The 20484-nt window shown below is 70.4% G+C and carries 19 protein-coding genes; 6 read left to right on the plus strand and 13 right to left on the minus strand.

The window, feature by feature from the left end; translation table 11 throughout:
* Nucleotides 1-435: 435 nt before the first annotated feature.
* Nucleotides 436-969 carry a gluconokinase gene (locus GGQ63_RS15920; protein WP_183857605.1) on the plus strand — a complete coding sequence of 178 codons (534 nt, stop codon included), beginning with the start codon at nucleotides 436-438 and terminating at the stop codon, nucleotides 967-969.
* On the opposite strand, the gene scpB is transcribed toward GGQ63_RS15920, so the two are convergent.
* The 6 genes from scpB to GGQ63_RS15950 form a co-directional block, all read right to left on the minus strand.
* Nucleotides 956-1639: an SMC-Scp complex subunit ScpB gene (scpB, locus tag GGQ63_RS15925; RefSeq protein WP_183857606.1), complete on the minus strand. Its 684-nt coding sequence runs from the start codon at nucleotides 1637-1639 to the stop codon at nucleotides 956-958. The two genes, GGQ63_RS15920 and scpB, sit on opposite strands and share 14 nt — an antisense overlap.
* Nucleotides 1632-2459, minus strand: coding sequence for a segregation and condensation protein A (locus GGQ63_RS15930; protein WP_183857607.1), 828 nt, complete (start codon nucleotides 2457-2459; stop codon nucleotides 1632-1634). Before GGQ63_RS15930 ends, scpB begins: the two co-directional genes overlap by 8 nt.
* 11 nt (nucleotides 2460-2470) lie before the next feature.
* Nucleotides 2471-3499, minus strand: a complete 1029-nt coding sequence (gene nagZ, locus GGQ63_RS15935) for a beta-N-acetylhexosaminidase (protein ID WP_183857608.1) — start codon at nucleotides 3497-3499, stop codon at nucleotides 2471-2473.
* A 5-nt stretch (nucleotides 3500-3504) separates the two neighbouring features.
* On the minus strand, nucleotides 3505-5040 hold the full coding sequence (locus GGQ63_RS15940) for an SPOR domain-containing protein (protein WP_183857609.1): 1536 nt from the start codon (nucleotides 5038-5040) through the stop codon (nucleotides 3505-3507).
* Nucleotides 5041-5105: 65 nt separating this feature from the next.
* Nucleotides 5106-6860 (minus strand): arginine--tRNA ligase, encoded by a 1755-nt coding sequence (argS, locus tag GGQ63_RS15945; RefSeq protein ID WP_183857610.1) that lies wholly within the window; start codon nucleotides 6858-6860, stop codon nucleotides 5106-5108.
* 64 nt (nucleotides 6861-6924) lie between these two features.
* The gene (locus GGQ63_RS15950) at nucleotides 6925-8142 is read right to left on the minus strand and encodes a deoxyguanosinetriphosphate triphosphohydrolase (protein ID WP_183857611.1); all 1218 of its coding nucleotides are present in this window, start codon (nucleotides 8140-8142) and stop codon (nucleotides 6925-6927) included.
* Between the two features lie 138 nt (nucleotides 8143-8280).
* On the opposite strand from GGQ63_RS15950, the gene GGQ63_RS15955 reads away from it, so the two are divergent.
* Complete coding sequence (locus tag GGQ63_RS15955) at nucleotides 8281-8625, plus strand: HesB/IscA family protein (protein WP_183857612.1); 345 nt, start codon at nucleotides 8281-8283, stop codon at nucleotides 8623-8625.
* Here GGQ63_RS15955 and GGQ63_RS15960 read toward each other — a convergent pair.
* From GGQ63_RS15960 to GGQ63_RS15980, 5 genes are all read right to left on the minus strand, one after another.
* Complete coding sequence (locus tag GGQ63_RS15960; RefSeq protein WP_183857613.1) at nucleotides 8622-9041, minus strand: type II toxin-antitoxin system VapC family toxin; 420 nt, start codon at nucleotides 9039-9041, stop codon at nucleotides 8622-8624. The genes GGQ63_RS15955 and GGQ63_RS15960 overlap by 4 nt on opposite strands.
* Nucleotides 9041-9295 carry a type II toxin-antitoxin system Phd/YefM family antitoxin gene (locus GGQ63_RS15965; RefSeq protein ID WP_183857614.1) on the minus strand — a complete coding sequence of 85 codons (255 nt, stop codon included), beginning with the start codon at nucleotides 9293-9295 and terminating at the stop codon, nucleotides 9041-9043. Before GGQ63_RS15965 ends, GGQ63_RS15960 begins: the two co-directional genes overlap by 1 nt.
* 72 nt (nucleotides 9296-9367) lie before the next feature.
* Nucleotides 9368-10360 carry a glycosyltransferase family 10 domain-containing protein gene (locus tag GGQ63_RS15970; RefSeq protein WP_183857615.1) on the minus strand — a complete coding sequence of 331 codons (993 nt, stop codon included), beginning with the start codon at nucleotides 10358-10360 and terminating at the stop codon, nucleotides 9368-9370.
* The gene (locus GGQ63_RS15975; protein ID WP_183857616.1) at nucleotides 10357-11844 is read right to left on the minus strand and encodes an AMP nucleosidase; all 1488 of its coding nucleotides are present in this window, start codon (nucleotides 11842-11844) and stop codon (nucleotides 10357-10359) included. The genes GGQ63_RS15970 and GGQ63_RS15975 overlap by 4 nt, the downstream gene beginning before the upstream one ends.
* Nucleotides 11845-11912: 68 nt before the next feature.
* Nucleotides 11913-12338, minus strand: coding sequence for an OsmC family protein (locus GGQ63_RS15980; protein WP_183857617.1), 426 nt, complete (start codon nucleotides 12336-12338; stop codon nucleotides 11913-11915).
* A gap of 135 nt (nucleotides 12339-12473) precedes the next feature.
* On the opposite strand from GGQ63_RS15980, the gene xth reads away from it, so the two are divergent.
* Together xth and GGQ63_RS15990 are read left to right on the plus strand one after the other, a co-directional pair.
* Entirely contained in the window at nucleotides 12474-13253 is a 780-nt protein-coding gene (gene xth / locus GGQ63_RS15985) for an exodeoxyribonuclease III (protein WP_183857618.1), read from the plus strand.
* A complete protein-coding gene (locus tag GGQ63_RS15990) occupies nucleotides 13250-13660 on the plus strand; it encodes a GFA family protein (protein ID WP_183857619.1) in 411 nt (136 codons plus the stop codon). Before xth ends, GGQ63_RS15990 begins: the two co-directional genes overlap by 4 nt.
* Nucleotides 13661-13695: 35 nt before the next feature.
* Here GGQ63_RS15990 and GGQ63_RS22365 read toward each other — a convergent pair whose 3' ends face one another.
* Entirely contained in the window at nucleotides 13696-17052 is a 3357-nt protein-coding gene (locus GGQ63_RS22365) for a YhdP family protein (protein ID WP_183857620.1), read from the minus strand.
* 239 nt (nucleotides 17053-17291) lie between these two features.
* Here GGQ63_RS22365 and GGQ63_RS16000 point away from each other — a divergent pair, with 239 nt between their 5' ends.
* Nucleotides 17292-17759 carry a peroxiredoxin gene (locus tag GGQ63_RS16000; protein ID WP_183857621.1) on the plus strand — a complete coding sequence of 156 codons (468 nt, stop codon included), beginning with the start codon at nucleotides 17292-17294 and terminating at the stop codon, nucleotides 17757-17759.
* Between the two features lie 159 nt (nucleotides 17760-17918).
* A complete protein-coding gene (locus tag GGQ63_RS16005; RefSeq protein ID WP_246429830.1) occupies nucleotides 17919-19121 on the plus strand; it encodes a M23 family metallopeptidase in 1203 nt (400 codons plus the stop codon).
* A 51-nt stretch (nucleotides 19122-19172) separates the two neighbouring features.
* Here GGQ63_RS16005 and prfB read toward each other — a convergent pair.
* Nucleotides 19173-20304, minus strand: a protein-coding gene (gene prfB / locus GGQ63_RS16010; protein ID WP_183857622.1) for a peptide chain release factor 2 whose coding sequence is annotated in 2 segments (ribosomal slippage) — nucleotides 19173-20234 and nucleotides 20236-20304 — 1131 coding nt in all. Because the reading frame shifts where the segments join, the coding sequence is not laid out codon by codon here.
* Between the last annotated feature and the right edge of the window lie 180 nt (nucleotides 20305-20484).

Below are 20484 nucleotides of genomic sequence, written 5' to 3' on the forward strand. Positions count from 1 at the left end.
GAGGGTGCGCCTCTCTTCATCGATGAAGCGAAGAGCCCTCACCCTACCCTCTCCCGCGCGGCGGGAGAGGGGAACCCCGGCGGCCGCGTTCGTCGGCCCCGGCCATCCTCGGGCGAAGGTCGGCACCGTCGGTTCCGCCCCCTCTCCCGCTCGCGGGAGAGGGCTTCGCATTGGCGAGCGAAGCGAGCCTGGATGCGAAGGGTGAGGGTGCACTTCTCTTCCTCGATGAAGGGAAGAGCCCTCACCCTACCCTCTCCCGCGGGGCGGGAGAGGGGAACCCCGGCGGCCGCGTTCGTCGCCCCGGCCATCCTCGGGCGAAGGTCGGTACAGTCGGCTCCGCCCCCTTCCGTCATCCGCCCCCGCGACGGCTGGCGTCGGCCGCGTCCTGCGCTATAAGCCGGGCGGGTGCCGGGTTCGGGAGGAGACGGAGCGGACATGGCGGATCAGGGGGAGACGCGCGCCTGCCGCGTCGTTGTGATGGGTGTGTCGGGCTCCGGCAAGTCGACCGTCGGCGAGGCGCTCGGCGCCGCGGCGGGCGTCGCCTTCGTCGATGGCGACGGGCTGCATCCCGACGCCAATGTCGCCAAGATGTCGGCCGGCATCCCGCTCACCGACGCGGATCGCTGGCCCTGGCTCGACATCGTCGCCGCGACGCTCGCCGATCATCCGCAGGGCGCCGTCGTCGCCTGCTCGGCGCTGCGCAAGGTCTACCGCGACCGCATCCGGGCCGGCGCGCCGGGCGTCCGCTTCGTCTTCCTCGACGGCGGGCAGGACGTGATCGGCGGCCGGCAGGCGAGCCGCAAGGGCCATTTCATGCCGCCGAGCCTCCTCGCCAGCCAGTTCGCGACGCTCGAGCGGCCCGGTGCCGACGAGCCGGACGTCGTGCGCGTCTCCGTCGACCAGCCGGTCGAGGCGGTCGTCGCCGCCGCGGTCGAAGGGCTCGGCCTTGCCGCGCTCACTCGTCCCTGAGGCCGGCAGCGAGCAGATCCTCCGGATCGAGCGGATCCTCGTCATCGGCGAGCTGATCGGGCGCGCGCGGCTCGGGCAGGGTGAAGCCCGGCGGGATCCGCCCGTCGAGCAGGCCGGCGCCCTTCAGCTCGTCGAGTCCCGGCAGGTCGCCGATCGAATCGAGCCCGAAATGGACGAGGAAGGCCTCGGTCGTGCCATAGGTCACGGGCCGGCCCGGCGCGCGGCGCCGGCCGCGCATCCGGACCCAGCCGGTCTCGAGCAGCACATCGAGTGTGCCCTTCGAGGTCGAGACGCCGCGCACCTCCTCGATCTCCGCCCGCGTCGCCGGCTGGTGATAGGCGACGATGGCGAGCGTCTCGAGAGCGGCGCGCGACAGCCGCTTCTGGTCGGCGGCGTCGCGCCGCAGCAGGAAGGCGAGATCGGGCGCCGTGCGGAACATCCATTTGCCGGCGACCCGCACGAGATTGACCCCGCGCGTCCGATAGACGGCGCGCAGCTCCGCGAGCAGCGCCGCGACGTCGGCGCCCGAGGGCAGCCGGGCCGCGATCTCGGCCGCGGCGAGCGGCTCGGCGGCGGCGAACAGCATCGCCTCGACCATGCGGAGCGCCAGCCCCTGCTCCTCCGGCGCGAGCGGCGCGGCGACGCCGTCGTCGTCCTCCTCCTCAGCCATCGCCGCCCTCCCCCGCCGCCGGCACCGGCCGGATCCGGTCGCGCAGCTCGAGCGGCGCGAAGGCCTCCTCCTGACGCAATTCGAGCTTGCCCTCGCGCACCAGTTCGAGGCTGGCGCTGAAGGCGCTGGCGAGCACGGTGGTGCGGATCTCGTCGCGGGCGAGATAGGGCGACAGGAACACCTCCATCGGCGTCCACTCCGCCATCCGGCCGATCATCCGGGTGAGGATCTCGCGCGCCTCGGCGAGCGACCAGACCTGCCGGCGCCGGACATGGACGACGGAGACCATCTGGCGCTGGCGCTGTGCCGCATAGGCGGTCAGGAGATCATAGAGGGTCGCGGCATAGGCGCTCCGCCGGACGAGCTCGACCGGCTCCGGCGCGCCGCGTGAAAACACCTCGCGACCGAGCCGGTCGCGGTTGACGAGCCGCGCCGCGGCGTCGCGCATCGCCTCGAGCCGGCGCAGCCGGAAGGCGAGCGCCGCCGCCATCTCCTCGCCCGAGGGCTCCTCGCCCTTCTCGGGCTCCGGCAGCAGCAGGCGCGATTTGAGATAGGCGAGCCATGCCGCCATGACGAGATAGTCGGCCGCGAGCTCGAGCCGCAGCCGCCGCAATTCCTCGATGAAGACGAGATATTGCTCGGCGAGCGCGAGGATCGAGATGCGCGCGAGATCGACCTTCTGGGTGCGGGCGAGCGCGAGCAGAAGGTCGAGCGGACCTTCGAAGCCGTCGACATCGACGATCAGCGCCCGCTCAGCGGGCGTTGCATCGGCGCGCGCCGGCGTCTCCCAGAGATCGGTCTGGCCCCGCTCGTCCGCCATCGCAGCGCCCCTCAGACCGCGCGGATGAAGCCGCCGCGCTCCGCCAGCACCGCATACTCCGCCTCGTCGGCCTGCCTGTCGAGCGGCTGCGCCGGCCCGCGCGCCGCGCGCGCGTCGGCGGCCCGCTCCGCCGAACGGCCGGCGAGCTCCGGCACGGCGGCGGCGACGGCGCGCATCTCCTCCATCACGCCGTTGCAGTGGAGCACGAGGTCGCAGCCGGCGGCGAGCACGGCCGCCGCACGGCTCTCATAATCGCCGCCGAGCGCCTTCATCGACAGATCGTCGCTCATCAGCAGGCCGTCAAAGCCGATCGCGCCGCGAATCACCTCCTCGATCACCACCGCCGATGTGGTCGCCGGGCGCTCCGGGTCGATCGCCCGGAAGACGATGTGCGCGGTCATCGCCATCGGCAGGTCGGCGAGCTCGCGGAAGGGCACGAAATCGGCCACCGCGAGCACATCGCGCGGCGCCGCGACGACCGGCAGGTCGAGATGGCTGTCGACGGTGGCGCGGCCATGACCCGGCATGTGCTTGACGACCGGCAGCACGCCGCCGGCCGCGAGCCCCTCGGCGACCGCGCGGCCGAGAAAGGCGACAGCGGCCGCATCCTCCGAGAACGCCCGGTCGCCGATCGCCCGGTGGGTTTCGGGCGTCGCGACGTCGAGCACCGGCAGGCAGTCGACCGTGATGCCGAGATCGTGCAGATCGGCGGCGATCAGCCGGCCGTGCAGCCAGGCGAAACGCCGCGCCGCGGCGGGGTCCTCGGCATGCAGCCGTCCGATCGCCCGGGCGGCGGGCCGGTTCGGCCAGAGGGGCGGGCCGAGCCGCTGGACGCGGCCGCCCTCCTGGTCGATCAGCACCGGCGCGTCGGGATCGTCGACCGCCTCGCGGAACCGCGCGACGAGTTCGCAGACCTCCTCCGCCGTGCCGATGTTGCGCTTGAAGAGGATCAGCCCCCAGGGCCGCTCGGCGGCGAAGAACGCCGCCTCGGCCTCGCTGAGCGCCGTGCCGGCGCAGCCGGAGATGAACGCCTTGGCCAAGGCGGTCAGTTCCGCGGGATCAGGCAGTCGCCGCCGGCCGAGCGCAGCGTCTCGCAGAAAGCGGCCGCCTCGTCGCGCGTCGCCCAGGGGCCGACCCGGGCGCGGTAATAGACGCCGCGGTCGCCGAGATCGACGCGGCTGATGTCGACCGGCCGGTTGCCCATCACATTCGGATAGCGGCGCTGCACGTTGCGATAGGCGGCGCGGGCCTGTTCCTCGGTGCGCTGCGAGCTGATCTGGACGAAGAAGCCGCCCGACAGGGCCGCCGGTGCCGGTTCGGCAGCCGGCGCGCGGGAGGGCTCCGGCGCGCGCGCCGTCGAAGCCGCGGGCTGCGGCGGCGGGGCGAGCGGCACGGGTGCCTCGTCGGCGGCAGCGGGCGGCGGCGCCAGCGGCGTCGCCTGCGCGGTCTGTGCGGGCGCCGTCGCCGCTTCGGCCACGGTGTCCTCGACCGGCGCCGAGCCGTCGGCCGGCCGGGCGTCGCTCGAAATGATCGTGCCGTCCGGCTTGACGATCACCGTGCGGACCTTGCGCGGGCCGAGCGCGGCGGGCTCGGCCGGATCCTGGCGCGGCGCCGCGGTCGAGGGCGCGACCGAATCGTCGCCCGGCGCGCCGGGCAGGATGATGCGGGAAATCTCGCGGCTCGCCTCGGACTCGCCCTCGGCCGCCGCCGTGCCCCCCTCGTCGACGCCCTCGTCGGGCGGCACGACCAGCCGCTCGCTCGACGGTTCGTCGGCCGAGACGCGATCGTAGATCAGCTTGTTCTGCGGGTCCTCGGTGGTGGCGACCGCGGCCGGCCGCTCCTTGGTCGGGGTCTCGTCCGCGGCGATGATCGGCGGGCCGCTCGTCGAGCTTCCGCCAGCGCCGCCGCTGAGGGCATAGGCGACCACCCCGCCGACGATCACCACCGTGGCGACGACACCGCCGATGACCATGGCGCGGCGGCCGCGACGGGGAGGCTGGTAGTCCTCCTCGTCATAGCCGTAATCGTCCTCATATTCGGGCGCCGCGGCGTCGGCCTCGTAGCCCTCGCCATAGCCCACCTCGTCATAGGCCTCGGCGGCCGGCGCCTCGGCGCGGCGTCCGGCGGCGGCCCCGCGCGCCGCGCCGAACCCTTGCGCGGCTGCGGCGGGCGCGGCCGGCTGGTCCCAGTCTCTCGGATCCGACGCCTGCGGCTGCGGCTCACCGCCGCGCAGGCGCAGATTGGGAAGATTTTCCACCCGCGGCGGCTGCGGCTGGGGCGGCGCGACGCGCGCCTGGACCGGCGGCGGCGGCACGTCATAGCCGCCGGAGATCTCGTTCAGCAGCTCCGATTCGAGGTCGAGCGACACGTCGCGCGGCCGCGGCTGCGCCACGGGCGGCTGCTGCGGGGCCGGACGCCCCGAAACGATGTCGTCGAAGTTCGACTGGCTCGACACGATCCGCGCCAGTTCGACCAGCGGATCGTCCTCGACGGACGGACGGCCCGCCGGGCGGCGCTGCGGCGGCGCGACCGGACGTTCGGCCGCGCGCCGGCCGAAGCCGTCGTCGTCTCGCTCAGCCATGGTGTTCTACTCCCGAGCCCGCCGGACGAGCCGGCCGGCGCCGCATCCACGAAAGCCGGTCCACCTTAGCGCATCTCGTCCGGTGCGTTGACCCCCAGAAGTCCCAATCCGGATGACAGCACGCATTTTGTGGCATGAACAAGGGCGAGCCGCGCCGAAGTGGCGGCGGGATCGTCGGCGATCACGAATCTGAGCCGGGACAGTTCCTTGCCGCGGTTCCAGTGGACGTGAAATTCGGAGGCGAGATCGTAGAGGTAGAAGGCGATTCGGTGCGGCTCGTGGCTCTCCGCCGCCGCCTCGACGAGCCGGGGATATTCCGCGATCCGCCGCATCAGGGCGATCTCGCCCTCGTCGGCGAGGAGCGTCAGGTCGGCGGCGGCGAGCGCCTGCGGCGACCGGTCGACCGCCGGCGCCTCGGCCTCCGCCTGGCGGAAGATCGAGGCGGTGCGGGCGTGCGCGTACTGCACGTAGAAGACCGGATTGTCCTTCGACTGCTCGGTCACCTTCTGGAAGTCGAAATCGAGCGGTGCGTCCGACTTGCGGAACAGCATCATGAAGCGCACCGCGTCGCGGCCGACCTCCTCGACGACGTCGCGCAGCGTGACGAAATCGCCGGAGCGCTTCGACATGCGCACCGGCTCGCCGGCGCGGAAGAGCTTGACCAGCTGGCAGAGCAGCACGTCGACCGAAGCGGTGCCGCCGGAGATCGCCCGGCCGACCGCCTGCAGGCGCTTCACATAGCCGCCGTGATCGGCGCCGAGCACGAAGATCATCTGCTTGAAGCCGCGCTCGAACTTGTCGCGGAAATAGGCGACGTCTCCGGCGAAATAGGTGTAGCTGCCATCCGATTTCTGCAGCGGCCGGTCGATGTCGTCGCCCGCCTCGGTCGCCCGGAAGAGCAGCTGCTCGCGGTCCTCCCAGTCGTCGGGCAGCTGGCCCTTCGGCGGCGGGATCTTGCCGTGATAGACGAAGCCCTTCGCCTCGAGATCGGCGATCGTCGCGGCGATCTTGCCGCCGTCGGCGCCCCCGAGCGTGCGCTCCGAGAAGAACACGTCGTGATGGACGTTGAGGAGGGCTAGGTCGTCGCGGATCATCGCCATCATCGCGTCGATCGCCGCGTCGCGGACGATCGGCAGCCATTCGCTTTCCGGCCGGTCGCGCAGCGTCGCGCCGTGCAGCGCGGCGAGCCCCTCGCCGACCGGCTTCAGATAGTCGCCCGGATAAAGCCCCTCGGGGATCGCGCCGATCTCTTCGCCGAGCGCCTCGCGGTAGCGCAGGAAGGCCGAGCGGGCGAGCACGTCGACCTGCGCTCCGGCATCGTTGATGTAATACTCCCGCGTCACGTCATAGCCCGCGGCGGCGAGCACGCCGGCGAGCGCGTCGCCCACCACCGCGCCGCGGCAATGGCCGACATGCATCGGCCCGGTCGGGTTGGCCGAGACATATTCGACGTTCACCTTGACGCCCGCGCCCTTGCCGCTGCGGCCATAACCGGCGCCGTCGGCGACCACCGCGGCGAGGAAGCGCGCCCGGTAGGCGGAGGACAGCGTGATGTTGATGAAGCCCGGCCCGGCGACCTCGACGGCCGCGACGTCGGCGTCGGCGCGCAGCCGCTCGGCGATCGCCTCGGCGAGATCGCGCGGCCTGGCGCCGAGCGGCTTTGCGAGCACCATCGCCGCATTGGTGGCGAGATCGCCATGCGCCGCATCGCGCGGCGGCTCGACGAGGATGCGCGACAGGTCGGCCGCGCTCTCCCGCTCGGCGAGAAGCGCCGCGACGGCGCGAAGAACCCGGTCGGTGAAGTCGGCGAAGATGTTCATCGGCAGCACTCGGCGTCGGACGCGCGGTGATCGGCCGGATGACCGGACACCGGAAGGGTGGCCGCTAGCCCAATTCGGGCACCACGTCAAACAGGCGCTGATATTCGCGCAGCGCATAGCGGTCCGTCATGCCGGCGAGGAAGTCGGCGATGCGGCGCGCCCGGCGCTCCTCGTCGGCGCCTTCGAGACCGCGGCGCCATTCCTCCGGCAGCGCGGCGGCGTCGTGCCAGTAGCGGCCGTGCAACCGGCGCACCACGTCCTCGGCACGGTGCATCACCTCCATCACCCGGGGGTGGCGATAGACGTGCACCTTGAGATGCGCCTTGATCGCCCGGTCGGCCTCGGCGATCGCCGGCGAGAAGGCGAAGAGCGGCCGGTCGGCGGCCCGGATCGCCTCGGCCGAGGATGCGCCGAGCGCATCGAGCCGGTGCACCGCCTCGCCGATCACGTCCTCGATCATCGCGGTGATGACGTGGCGGACGATCTCGTTGATGAAGCGCGGCCGCTCGAGCCCCGGCCAGCGCGCCTCGACCCGCTCGATCAGCGCGGCGAGGAAGGGCACGTCCCGCAGGCCCTCGACGGTGAGCAGACCGGCCCTGAGGCCGTCGTCGATGTCGTGCGCGTCATAGGCGATGTCGTCGGCGAGCGCGGCGGCCTGCGCCTCCGGCCCGGCGAATGTCGCAAGCTCGAGGTCGTGCTCGGCGGCATAGGCGCGGACGGCATAGGGAAGCGGCCGGTCCGGCGCCACGAGCGGCCGGCCGGCGGCGTCGACGAGCGGACCGTTGTGCTTGACGAGGCCCTCGAGCGTCTCCCAGGAAAGGTTCAGCCCGTCGAACTCCGGATAGCGCCGCTCGAGCCGGGTGACGACGCGCAGGCTCTGCGCGTTGTGGTCGAAGCCGCCATGGCCGGCCATCGCCGCGGCGAGCGCCCGTTCCCCCGCGTGACCGAAGGGCGTGTGGCCGAGATCGTGCGCGAGCGCGATCGCCTCGGCGAGATCGTCGTCGAGGGCGAGCGCGCGGGCGATGGCGCGGGCGATCTGAGCCACCTCGATCGTATGGGTGAGCCGGGTGCGGTAGTGGTCGCCCTCGTCGAAGAGGAAGACCTGCGTCTTGTCCTTCAGGCGCCGGAAGGCGGTCGAATGGATGATGCGGTCGCGGTCGCGCTGGAAGGCGGTGCGGGTCGGGCTGTCCGGCTCGGGATTGAGCCGGCCGCGGCTCGCCGCCGGGTCGGTCGCGAAGGGCGCGCGCGGGCCGTAACCGAAACCGATCGTGAAGCCTGCCACCGCGCCTCCCTGCTGCCCCTCGCCCCGCCGGATCGGCCGGCGGTCGGCCGGGCTCGGTTGACTCCCCGCCAACCGTTCTTAACTATCGTGTCTCAGCCGACGCAAGCCGGCAGGCTATCAGGGCCGGACGACCATCCCATGACCGACATCGCCACTCTGCCGCCCGTGACGCTTTCCGAGCGCGCCGCCCGCCGCGTCGCGCGCATTCTGTCGAAGGAACCGGCCGGCGCGGCGCTCCGCGTCAGCGTCGCCGGCGGCGGCTGTTCCGGCTTCCAATACGTGTTCGACATCGACCGCGACCGTGCCGAGGACGATTTCGTCATCGAGGCGCCGGGCGCCACCGTGCTGATCGATTCGGTCTCGCTCCCCTATATGGAGGGCTCCGAGATCGACTTCGTCGACGATCTGATCGGCCAGTCCTTCCAGATCAGGAACCCGCTCGCCACCGCCTCCTGCGGCTGCGGCACGAGCTTCGCGCTTTAGTCCGATGGTTCCCAGGGATTGATCACGGCGACGCCCATCGGTTGGAAGTCGCGGACATTGCGCGTCGCGATCTTCATGCCGTGAACGAGGGCGGTCGCCGCAATGAAGGCGTCTCGTTCGGCTCGCCTTGTCGGAACATGCAGTTCCGCGCACCGCATCGCGACCGCCCGGTCGATGCTCAGCACCCGTCCGCCGAAATGCGGCAGAACGACCCGGTCGATCCAGTCGCGCAAGATCGAGCCGAACGCCTTGTCTTCTCGGGCCACCGTCAACGCGCCCTGCTCAAGCTCCAGAATGGTGATCGCGGACACGAAGAAGCATTCGACGGGCAACGATTCGGCCCAGGAAAGCACCGCCCGATCGGACCGTTCCGGACGACGAAGCTCCGAGATTACGTTGGTGTCGAGAACGAACATCACTCGAAATCAACGGCGTGGAAGAGCTTTCTCTCGAGCCTCGGGGGATCGAAATCGATATCGGCGCTTTCCGGATGGGCAAGGGCTTCCGCCAGGCTCATCGGCCGTTCCGTAATCCGCCGGTATTCCTCGATTGTCATCAGAACATGGGAAGGTCTGCCGCGATCCGTAATGATCACGGGTCCATCCTTTGCGGCCTTCCGCGCCTGACTGACATTCTGATTGAAGGCCCGGCTCGACATCGTCACGCTCATTGGCCCCTCCTATGTAGCATCATATCTACATAGATCGGCGCCACGACGGCGTCCAGCCGGTCGGCCCCTCCCCTATCGCCCCACCGCCCGCCGCAGGAAACGGCCCGCCCTGTCCAGGCGCCGTCGGGCCGAGCGCAGCAGCGGCCGTCCCGGCACCAAGGTGGCGTCCCGCAGCGGGTTGCGCAGGCTGGGAGTCGAGAGGAGCTCTTCGACCCGATCGGCGAAGAACTCCGGCCGGAACTGATAGGGGATGCCGTCCGGAAAGAGCGGCGCCTCGACGAGACGGCGCTGCGCTTCCTCGTCGTCGTCGAGCGCCAGAATGTGCGCGACGAGCGCGTCGACATCGCCGAAGGCGCGGGCGTCGACGAACGCCTCGGGATTGAAGTCGCTCGCCGCCTCGTCGCCGCCCCAATAGATCGGGATCGAGCCGGCGAGCAGCGGTTCGAGCAGTTTCTCCGTGACGTAGCCCGGCGAATAGGCATTCTCGAAGGCGAGCGTGAACCGATAGTCGCCAAGCGCCTTCATCTTGTCGCGCACCCGCACTCCCGCATTGTTCAGCACGCTGCCCAGCCGGTCGACCGGACGCCGACGGTCGAGACGGTGGCAGACTTCGGCCCGGAAGGTGGTGGGGTTCGAATAGACGAAATTGCAGAAGTGCGGCCGCGGCCGGAATTGACGGGGCGCCAGCGCGCGGTCGACCGAATGGGCGGCGGAGCCGTCCCACCAGTCGAGATAGACCGCCCAGAGCGGCAGGCGGAACGAGCGGCCGGGCAACATCGGATTGGCCCAGAAGCCGAACTCCATGTCGCAGGCGACGTGCCGCGCCATGCCGACCTCGCCGGAAAACCAGATGCGGGCGGCCGGGCTTTCGAGAACCCGCGCCGGCACCCTTCGGCCGAAATAGCTGAAGAACTGGAGATCCCGGCCGACCGGCTCCACCCGAACGTCGAAGCGGGATTCGAGCGCCCGCACGAAATAGGAGCTCTTCGGCTCGAAGCCGCCCCAGAACAGGTGAAAGCTGACCGAAAGGGGCGGCTTCGGCCCCTGCGACGCCGGGCCGCTCACTGGAACGCCGGCTCCGAGAAGCTGCGGAGCTTGCGCGAATGCAGCCGGGCCGGCGGCATGGCGCGCAGCTTCTCCATCGCCCGGATGCCGATCTCGAGATGCTGGCCGACCTGCTTGCGGTAGAACTCGGACGCCATGCCCGGCAGCTTCAGTTCGCCGTGCAGCGGCTTGTCGGAGACGCAGAGCAGCGTGCCGTAGGGTACGCGGAAGCGGAAGCCGTTCGCCGCGACCGTCGCCGATTCCATGTCGAGCGCGATGGCGCGCGATTGCGAGAAGCGCTGCACCGGCTCGCGATGGTCGCGCAGCTCCCAGTTCCGGTTGTCGATCGTCGCGACCGTACCGGTCCGCATGATCCGCTTCAGGTCATAGCCCTCGAGCCCGGTCACCTCGGCGACCGCCTCCTCGAGCGCCACCTGCACCTCGGCGAGCGGCGGGATCGGCACCCAGGTCGGCAGGTCGGCGTCGAGCACATGGTCCTCGCGGACATAGCCGTGCGCGAGCACATAATCGCCGAGCGCCTGCGTGTTCCTGAGCCCCGCGCAATGGCCGAGCATCAGCCAGGCGTGCGGCCGAAGCACCGCGATATGGTCGGTGATCGTCTTCGCGTTCGACGGTCCGACGCCGATGTTCACCATGGTGAGGCCGGCATGGCCGGCGAATTTCAGGTGATAGGCCGGCATCTGCGGCAGGCGCGGCACGGGCCGGCCGGTGACCGGCTCGGCGTGGCCGGCAGGCGTCACGAGATTGCCGGGCTCGACGAAGGCCTCGTAGCCGCCGCCGCCCTCCGCCATCAGCCGGCGGGCACGGGCGCAGAACTCGTCGATGTAGAAGGCGTAATTGGTGAAGAGCACGAAGTTCTGGAAATGCTCGGGATGCGTCGCGGTGTAGTGCGCCAGCCGGTGCAGCGAATAGTCGACACGCGGCGCGGTGAAGGAGGCGAGCGGCCGCGGCATGCCCGCCGCCGCCTCATAGGTGCCGTTGACGATCGCATCGTCGGTGACGGCGAGATCGGGCACGTCGAACACGTCGCGCAGCGGCCGGTCGAGCCGCTCGGCGAGCTCCGCCTCGACATGGATGCCGTCCGGAAAGGCGAAATGCAGCGGGATCGGAGAATCCGACGGGCCGATCGTCACCGGCACGCCGTGATTGCGGATCAGCAGCTCGATCTGCTCGATGAGATAGCGCCGGAACAGCGTCGGCCGGGTGATCGTCGCGGCATAGACGCCGGGGCCGGCGACATGGCCATAGGCGAGGCGGGAATCGATCTGCGCATAGCTCGTCGTGGCGAGCCGCACTTCCGGATAGGTCGCGCGGAAGCGTTCCCCGCGGCCGCCGCCGCGCAGCACCTGGTCGAAGGCGGCGCGCAGATGGCCGGTCGCGGCCTCATAGAGCGCGATCAGGCGATCGACCGCCGCCTCGGCGTCGGTGAACTCCTCGGCCGATGCCGGCGGCGGCATGCGGAACGGGCGGGGATCGGCGGTCATGGCGGCTCCGTGCTCGGGCCGCGACTTTCGATCCGCCCGCAGCGCGGGTCAAGCGCCCGGTGCGCCGCTCAGACGAGCTTGGCGTTGAGCGTGATCGGCACCGCCTTCAGCGCCTTCGAGACCGGACAGCCCTCCTTGGTCGCCTCGGCGATCTTCTGGAAGGCGCCGTCCTCGAGGCCCGGAACAGCCGCTTCGGTGACGAGGGTGATGCCGGTGATCTCGAAACCGCCGGGGATCGCGTCGATCTTCACCTTGGCGATCGTCTTGACGCTGTCCGGCTTGTGGCCGGCGCCCGACAGCCCCGCGGCGAGGGCCATCGAGAAACAGGCGGCGTGCGCCGCCGCGATCATCTCTTCGGGATTGGTGCCCGTGCCGTCCTCGAAGCGGGACGAGAAATTGTACTGGCCTTCGAAGGCGCCGCTCTCGAACTTGACGCGGCCGCTGCCGCTCTTCAGATCGCCGTTCCACTCGGCCTGAGATTTCCTGACGGGCATTCGATCCTCCTTCGCGTGTCGGCTGGCGCGTCTCGGCCGCCCGGGGAGGAGATTAGGTCACCGCGGCCGGATCGCAATGGCGGCCGGCATCGTGCCGCCTTCCTTCCGCCGCCGGATCGGCTACTCTCCGGCCCTATGAAGATCGCGACCTGGAACATCAACGGCGTCCGCGCCCGGATCGACACCGCCCTCGCCTGGGCGAAGGAGGCGACGCCCGACGTCGTCTGCCTGCAGGAGATCAAGACCGTCGACGAGGGCTTTCCCGCCGAAGCCTTCGAGGCGCTCGGCTACAATGTCGCCACGCACGGCCAGAAGGGCTTCAACGGCGTCGCCATCCTGTCGAAGCGGCGGCCGGACGAGATCCACCGCCGCCTGCCCGGCGACGAGACGGACGAGCAGTCGCGCTTCATCGAGGCGGTCATCTCGACCGACCGCGGCGCGGTGCGCATCGTCTCCCTCTATCTGCCGAACGGCAATCCGGTGGGCACGGAGAAATTCGCCTACAAGCTCGCCTGGATGCGGCGCCTGACGCGCTGGACGGAGGATCGCCTCGCGCTCGAGGAGCCGCTCGTGCTCGCCGGCGATTTCAACGTGATCCCGGAGCCCCGCGACGCGAAGGACCCCTCCGCCTGGGTCGACGATGCGCTCTATCAGCCGGAGAGCCGCCAGGCCTGGCGCGGGCTCGCCCATCTCGGCCTGACGGATGCCGTGCGGGCGAGTTCCGACGCGCCCAACTACACCTTCTGGGACTATCAGGCCGGCGCCTATCAGCGCGATCACGGCATCCGCATCGACCATCTGATGCTGTCGCCGCAGGCTGCCGACCGGCTCGTCGCGACCGGCGTCGACCGCCACGTCCGCGGCTGGGAGAAGCCGTCCGACCATGTGCCGGTCTGGGCGGAGCTCGACCTTTGAGCGCTTTCCCCATCACCGGCGGCTGCCTCTGCGGGCGCATCCATTACCGGATCGAGCGGGCGCCGCGCCTCGTCTGCCACTGCCATTGCCGGCTCTGTCAGCTCGCCGGCGGCGCGCTGTTCCTGACCTGGGCCACCTTCGATGCCGCCGCCTTCACGCTCACCGCCGGCGCCACCGCCGTGCACGAGAGCTCGCCGACCGGCCGGCGCCATTTCTGCGCCGATTGCGGCACGCCGCTCTTCATGGTGATGACCGACGATCCGGATCGCGTCGACGTGACCCTCGCCTCGCTCGACGAGCCGGACGCCTTCCCCGCCGAGCACAATATCTGGGTCGGCAGCCGGCGCCGGGCCGCGAAGGGCTTCGATCCCGATCTGCCCGATCACCTCGACGAGCCGGACGCCTGACGGGCGCCTTGCGAGCCGCCGCCCCCTCGCGCCGGCTACTGGGTCGGGAACTCGAAGATCTTGCGGAACATGCCGGGCGTGATCGCCGACAGCGGATTGATCATCATGCGCGGCTGTTCCATCGGCCCCTCGACCTTGAAGGTGACGCCGAAGAGGCCGCCCTCCGGCCCGCCACCGAGGGCGAGGCCGAGGATCGGCACGCGGCCGAACAGGTTGTTGACGCCATAAGCCGGCAGATAGGTGCCCGACAGCGAGACCCGCTGCCGTGCGAGGTCGAGCGTGCCGGACATCGTCGCGCCGACCGCCGGCCCTTTGAGGATCGCGTCGTCGATGACGATGGTCGAGCCGCGCTTCGTATAATCGAGCCGCATGCGCGAGAACGGCACATTGGCCGCGTTGAGGCCCGTCTTCACCGCCCCTTGCGGACTGTTCACCGTCGCCTCGACGAGCCGGTCCATCGCTTTCTCGTCGATGATCGAGAAGTTCGACACATCGAACGTGCCGACGAAGGGCGCATCGGCGGCGCGGCGGCGGCCCGAAATGGTGAGCCGGCCGCCGGAGAGGCGCGGATAGAGGTCGACGAAACGCAACAGACTGCCCGCGTCGCCGACCTGCACGTCGACGCCCGCCGCCTCCCCACCATCCTCATAGATCGCCGAAATGCCGCCGCGCGGCAGCTGGCCCTCGACCGAGAGCTTGCGGACGACGCCCTCGCGCGCTGTCAGCGTCACGGCCGCGTCGTCGAGCGCGGTGTCGCTGAAGCCGGTGATCCGGCCGATCTTCGCATCGAGAGAAAGGTCGGGCGCCGCGCCCTCGGCGCCGCCGCCGGTCTGCTTATAGCGCGCGACGAGGCCGCGCGCGTCGAAACTGTCGCCACGCGCAACGATCGAATAGCCGCTCGACTTGCGGCTCAACTTGATCGAGATGTCGTCGCCCTTGCGCAAGGACAGATGATCGAGATCGGCGCCGACGAGGCCGAAGCGCTGGTCGAGCACCGCCGAGCCCGAAAGCCCGAAGCCGTCGCCCTCGAGCTTCATGTTGTCGAGCCGGTGCCCGCCATCGGCCGGCAGCAGGTCGAAAGCGAGCGTCGCCGGGACGCCGACGCCCTTCGACCAGCCGAGCGCGGCGATCGACACCCGCGCCTGCTTGAGATCGACGTCGTAATGCTGCCCCTTGCCGTCCTGGCGGTCGGAGACGAGCACGCCCACCGTGCCGCCGAGTATGTCGTCGAGGCCGATGCCCAGGCGCTTCCTCGCCTTCTCGTCGAGGCTGACGCGGACCGAGCGGCGCCCCCCTTCGAGGGTGCCGTCGCCGTCGAGATCGGCGAGCGGCTTCACCATGTCGAGCGCTGCGACGACGCCGTCGATCGTCGCCTTGCCCCGCACGGCGAGTTCCGCCGGGGTCGCGACGAGGTTGATCGTGCCGTCGGCGACCTTGCGGCCCTCGAGCGGCACGCTGCTCGCGAAATCGGTCGCGTCGACCGCCACGCGCCAGTCGATGTCGGCCGGCGTCAGTTCGGGACGCAGCGGCAGCTTGACCGAGACGGTCGCCTTGCCCTTGCCGGAGAAGGAATCGGGCGAAAGCTTCTGCTTCGACAACGCGTTGAGCGGCGCAGCGTCGGCGATCTCGGCGAGCGCGTCGACGTCGCCTTCGAGCTGCAACTCGATCTGGCCGTCCGGAAAGCGCGGCGCGGTGTTCGAGACGGCGAAGGCGCCGGCGGTCAGCTGCACCACCTTGCCGGAGGGGGCGACGATCTTGCCCTTCTCCACGTCGAGCCCGAAGGTCGAGCCGACGAGCACGGCATTGCCGCTCGCCTCGGTGACGCGCGGCAGGTCGCCGATCGTCGTGAAGGCGACATTCTCGAGCCGCATGTCGAGACGCATCGCGTCCTCGGGCACCTGCGGCCGGTCCTCGTTGAACAGATAGCCGGCGGGAACGGCCGCCTCGAACCGGCCCGCAGCCAGAAAGCCGTCCTCGACGTGCTCGACCACCCAGCGCCGCGCCCCGCCCGCGACGAAGGGCGGCCACATCTGTTTCAGCGCGTTGAGCGGCATCGGCGAGAAGGAGGCGGCCATGGCGAGCGAGGGCGTCGGCCCGTCGAAGCCGACCGAGCCCGCCGCGGCGATGCTGCCGGCTACGGTCGTGATCACCGCATTCTGGAACTCGAGCGAGCGCGCGGCGAGATCGAGGGAGCCCGACACGGCGATCCGGTCGGCGACGAGCGGCGGCGCGGTCGAATCGCGCGGCGCGAGGACCGTGCCGAGGCTCTCGAAATCGAAGGCGTAGACCCCCGCCGGCGTCCGGCTGATCCGGCCCGAGACCGAGCCGCGCGTGTCGCCGAAGAAGAAGGTCGACGGCTCGAGGATCATCGCCTTCGAGGCCGGATCCCAGTGCAGCCGGATCGTCGCCTCGTCGAGCAGGGCGACATCCTTGCCGGTCGGCCCGAAGATCAGATTGCCGGCGCCGAGATCGAAGCGCAGATTGGCGTCCTCGATCGCGCCGCCGGCGCCGATGCGCAGGCTCGCCCGGCCGAACAGCGGCACGTCGGAGCGGAACGGGCTCGTCGCCCGCCCGAGATCGGGGTCGAGATCGGCAACGGTGAGTTGGGAGAACAGCGTCGAATAGGTCCGCGCGCCGGTCTTCGGATCCTTGATCCGGTCGCCCGTCACCGTCCAGCGGCCGGAATAGCCAGACGTCGTGAAGGCGACGTGCAGGCCGGCCGATTCCGGATCGACGGTGATGGCGAGGTCGGAATGGGCGAAGGTGCGCTGCTGCAGCGCCTTCGCATCCCATACATTGATCGTCGCGCCGGAGAGCGCCAGCCGCTCGAAGCCCATCCGCGTCGCGGCCTCGATGCCGGGCTGCAGCCCGCTGTCGACGATGCCGAGCGCCTCGACGAGGTCGGGGAAGCGGCCCGGCTCGGCCGGCTCGGCGCGCACGGAACCGGGCGGCTCGGGCGTATCGGCCGTGCCGAGGAACACCTGGCCGGAGCGGCCGCGCACGAGCGAGATCTCCGGCTTGTCGATCTCCACCGTGCGGACATCGAGCCGGGCGAGGAAGAGCGAAAGCGGATTGATCGCCACCCGGATCGCCGGCACGCTGCCGACCACGTCGTCGTCCTCGTCGCGTACCGACAGTTCGTCGATCGCCACGACGAGCCCGAGCACCGGGTCGACGTCCACCGTCGCGCGGCCGACCGTCACGTCGTATTGCGGGCCGACCGTCTGCGAGACGAGCGCGACGATGCGGTTGCGCACCGCGCCGAGCTCGATCGGCCCGGACAGAATAAAGGCGATCGAGACACCGAGCGAGACGACCATGGCGAGGAAGAGCACCGCGACCAGACGCAGAAGGATCCGCGCCGCCCCGCGACCGCGCGCTCGCTCCCGCACGAGCGGGCGCCGCACGCGGGCCGACGGATAGAGGTCGAGATTGGTGCTCAGCGTCCGGCGTCCCTTACAAGGCCTCTCGGCCGGCCGTGGCTCGATTCGCGCGCGACGCCGCGGCGCCCGCGAGGCGAAGCGGATCGTTCCGCCCCTGGAGAGAATGCCCGATCCGGTAGCGGATGATCAGCGTAAATACGACGCATCCGCCCTTTGAAGCCAAAGAAAGACGACGAAAGGAAGGCGCCATGGCTGTCCTCGCTCCCGGCACCCCCGCCCCCGACTTCGAACTGCCTGCCGATGACGGCGGCACGACCCGCCTCGCCGATTTTCGCGGCAGGAAGCTCGTCCTCTATTTCTATCCGAAGGACAACACGGAGGGCTGCACGCTCGAGGCGATCGACTTTTCGCGCCGGCACGACGAATTCGCCGCCGCCGGGGCGGCCGTGCTCGGGGTTTCCCCGGATCCGGTCAAGTCGCACGCCAGGTTCCGCGCCAAGCACGATCTCACCATCCCGCTCGCCTCCGACGAGGAGAAAGCGATGCTGGAAGCCTATGGCGTCTGGGCGGAAAAGTCGATGTACGGACGCAAGTTCATGGGCGTCCTGCGGACCACCTACCTGATCGACGAGGCGGGTCGGATCGCCCGGGTATGGGAGAACGTCAAGGTCGCCGGCCACGCCGACGCGGTGCTCGAGGCCGTCCGCGGCGGTTGAGTCGGTTCCGTCAACGCTCGGTTAACCTTGACCCGCTCTGATCGGGCCGGGCGCCGCCCCGTTGCGAGGGGCGGCCGATGGCGATTGGAGGTCAGGTCGAGCATGCCGAGGCACCGCCGGGAACCCGCTGCGAAGGTCGGAGCACACCGCCGATCCGGCATGGCCTCCGCCGGCCGGCGGATCGCGCCGCACCGTCTCGTCCTCGGCCAGGGCGGCGCGATTCGTGGATTCAGCGTCCGCTCCTGGGTGCCCGTCGCGCTCGCCGGCGCCGGTCTCGCCATCGCCGTCCTCTATCTCGGCGCCACCTCCTATCTCGTCTTCCACGGCGATCTCGCGGCGACGCGGGTGACGGAGGAAAGCCGGCTGCGCTCCGCCTATGAGCGCAAGCTCGCGGCGATGAAGACCGAGATCGACCATACGAAGAACCGGGCGGCGACCAGCCAGGCGGCGCTCGACGAGAAGATGGACCGGCTGCTCGGCCGGCAGGACGCGCTCGGCGAGCGCCAGCGGCTGCTCTCCTCGCTCACCGGCGCGGCGAAGAAGGCCGGCATCGAGATTCCGCCCACCCCGACGCCGCGCCCTGTCGCGAAGGGCGACCGAATGAGCAAGACGCTCGACGCCGAGGCGCTCCGCATCCGCACCGCGAGCGCGGCGGGCGACGATGCCGAGGGCGCGATGGCCGCCCGGCTCGAGGCGCTCGACGGCGATCTCGACCGGATGGAGGGCGAGCAGCTCGCCCTCGTCGAGGCGCTCACCAAGCGCGTCGCCGGCCGTGCCACCCGCATCGCCAGCGCGCTGTCCGGCCTCGGCGTCAAACTGCCGCGCGAAGAAGGCGTCGGCGGCCCGTTCGTGCCGCTCGACGAGAACGCCCTGCCCTTTCATGAGAGTGTCGACATCCTCTCCGACCAGTTGGAGCGTTTCGCGGCGCTGCGCCGGCTGGCGCTCGCCCTGCCGCTCCGCCGTCCGCTCGGTAATGCCGAGATGACGAGTCGCTTCGGCGCCCGGCTCGACCCGTTCCTCGGCCGCCCGGCCTTCCATGCCGGGGTCGATTTCCGTGCTCCGTCGGGCACGCCCGTTCGGGCGGTCGCGGCCGGCAAAGTGGTGAAGGCGGAGTGGGAAGGCGGCTATGGCCGCATGGTCGAGATCGACCACGGCCGCGGCATCAGCACCCGCTACGGCCATATGAGCAGCATCTCCGTCTCGGTCGGAGACCGTGTCGAAGCCGGTGCCGCCGTCGGCGCGGTGGGCTCCACCGGCCGCTCGACCGGCCCCCACCTCCATTATGAAGTGCGCGTCGGCGGCGAGGCGGTCGACCCGGTGCGCTATCTCGATGCCGCGCAGAAGGTCGCCGGCCTGCTCTGAGGCGCACCGAGCCGACGGCCGCCGGTGGGCGGCCGCCGTCCTTCGGTCGGATCAGTCGATGTCGGCGATATCGCCCTTCGGCCCGCCGCCGAGCCGCTGCGCCAGCGCCGCTTCCATATAGGGGTCGAGCTCGCCGTTCAGCACATCCTGCGGGCTCGTCGATTCGACACCGGTGCGCAGGTCCTTCACCAGCTGATAGGGCTGCAGCACATAGGAGCGGATCTGGTGGCCCCAGCCGATGTCGGTCTTCGACGCGGCCTGGGCGTTCGCCGCCGCCTCCCGCTTCTCGAGCTCGAGTTCGTAGAGCCGCGCCTTCAGCATCGACCAGGCGGTCGCCCGGTTCTTGTGCTGCGAACGCTCGCTCTGGCACTGCACGACGATGCCGGTCGGGTTGTGCGTGATGCGCACCGCCGAATCGGTCGTGTTGATGTGCTGGCCGCCGGCGCCCTGGGCGCGATAGGTGTCGATGCGGCAGTCGCTCTCGTTGATCTGGATGTCGATCGACTCGTCGACCACCGGATAGACCCAGACGCTCGCAAAGCTCGTGTGCCGGCGTGCCTGGCTGTCATAGGGCGAGATCCGCACGAGGCGGTGGACGCCCGATTCGGTCTTCAGCCAGCCATAACTCTTCTCGCCCTTGACGAGCATGGTGGCGGACTTGATGCCCGCCTCTTCGCCGTCGTGCACTTCGAGCAGCTCGACCTTGCGGCCGCTCTTCTCGGCCCAGCGGGTGTACATGCGCAGCAGCATGTTCGCCCAGTCCTGGCTCTCTGTGCCGCCGGCGCCGGCATGCACTTCGACATAGGTGTCGTTGTCGTCCGCCTCGCCGGACAGCATCGAGGCGATCTGCCGCTTGCGGACATCCTCGGCGAGCACGCGCAGCGCGGCTTCGGCGTCGGCGACGATGCCGTCGTCGCCCTCGGCTTCACCCATCTCGATCAGTTCGATGTTGTCGGCGAGTTCGCGCTCGCTCGCGCGCACCGCGGCGATGCTCTCGTCGAGCGTCTGGCGCTCGCGCATCAGCTTCTGGGCACGCTGCGGATCGTCCCAGAGGGTCGGCGTTTCGGAAAGGGCGTTCAGTTCGTCGAGACGGCGGAGGGCACGATCCCAGTCAAAGATGCCTCCTCAGCAGGGTGATGCCCTGCTTGATTTCGTCGACGACGCTTTCGGTCTCTGTGCGCATGCTCGCTGTCCGGAAAAGGGGGCCGGCCGGGCCGGGCCGCGAAGGCGCGCACCATAGGGAGGACGGGCGGCACTGTAAACCGGATCGGGCCGACGGCGCGGCGGCCGGTTATATGGTCGAAAGGACGAGCGCAACGTCTGAGCCCCCTCTCCCGCGCCGCGGGAGAGGGCCGGGGTGAGG

Origin of the sequence: Prosthecomicrobium pneumaticum (assembly GCF_014199915.1) — a bacterium.
In the GTDB taxonomy this organism is placed as follows: domain Bacteria; phylum Pseudomonadota; class Alphaproteobacteria; order Rhizobiales; family Kaistiaceae; genus Prosthecomicrobium; species Prosthecomicrobium pneumaticum.

Excerpts from the sequence above, each read along its gene's own strand:
- GGQ63_RS15920 (WP_183857605.1), top strand. The coding sequence starts at position 436 with ATGGCGGATCAGGGGGAGACGCGCGCCTGCCGCGTCGTTGTGATGGGT.
- scpB (WP_183857606.1), bottom strand. The coding sequence starts at position 1,639 with ATGGCTGAGGAGGAGGACGACGACGGCGTCGCCGCGCCGCTCGCGCCG.
- GGQ63_RS15930 (WP_183857607.1), bottom strand. The coding sequence starts at position 2,459 with ATGGCGGACGAGCGGGGCCAGACCGATCTCTGGGAGACGCCGGCGCGC.
- GGQ63_RS15940 (WP_183857609.1), bottom strand. The coding sequence starts at position 5,040 with ATGGCTGAGCGAGACGACGACGGCTTCGGCCGGCGCGCGGCCGAACGT.
- argS (WP_183857610.1), bottom strand. The coding sequence starts at position 6,860 with ATGAACATCTTCGCCGACTTCACCGACCGGGTTCTTCGCGCCGTCGCG.
- GGQ63_RS15955 (WP_183857612.1), top strand. The coding sequence starts at position 8,281 with ATGACCGACATCGCCACTCTGCCGCCCGTGACGCTTTCCGAGCGCGCC.
- GGQ63_RS15960 (WP_183857613.1), bottom strand. The coding sequence starts at position 9,041 with ATGTTCGTTCTCGACACCAACGTAATCTCGGAGCTTCGTCGTCCGGAA.
- GGQ63_RS15965 (WP_183857614.1), bottom strand. The coding sequence starts at position 9,295 with ATGAGCGTGACGATGTCGAGCCGGGCCTTCAATCAGAATGTCAGTCAG.
- GGQ63_RS15975 (WP_183857616.1), bottom strand. The coding sequence starts at position 11,844 with ATGACCGCCGATCCCCGCCCGTTCCGCATGCCGCCGCCGGCATCGGCC.
- GGQ63_RS15980 (WP_183857617.1), bottom strand. The coding sequence starts at position 12,338 with ATGCCCGTCAGGAAATCTCAGGCCGAGTGGAACGGCGATCTGAAGAGC.
- xth (WP_183857618.1), top strand. The coding sequence starts at position 12,474 with ATGAAGATCGCGACCTGGAACATCAACGGCGTCCGCGCCCGGATCGAC.
- GGQ63_RS16000 (WP_183857621.1), top strand. The coding sequence starts at position 17,292 with ATGGCTGTCCTCGCTCCCGGCACCCCCGCCCCCGACTTCGAACTGCCT.
- GGQ63_RS16005 (WP_246429830.1), top strand. The coding sequence starts at position 17,919 with ATGGCCTCCGCCGGCCGGCGGATCGCGCCGCACCGTCTCGTCCTCGGC.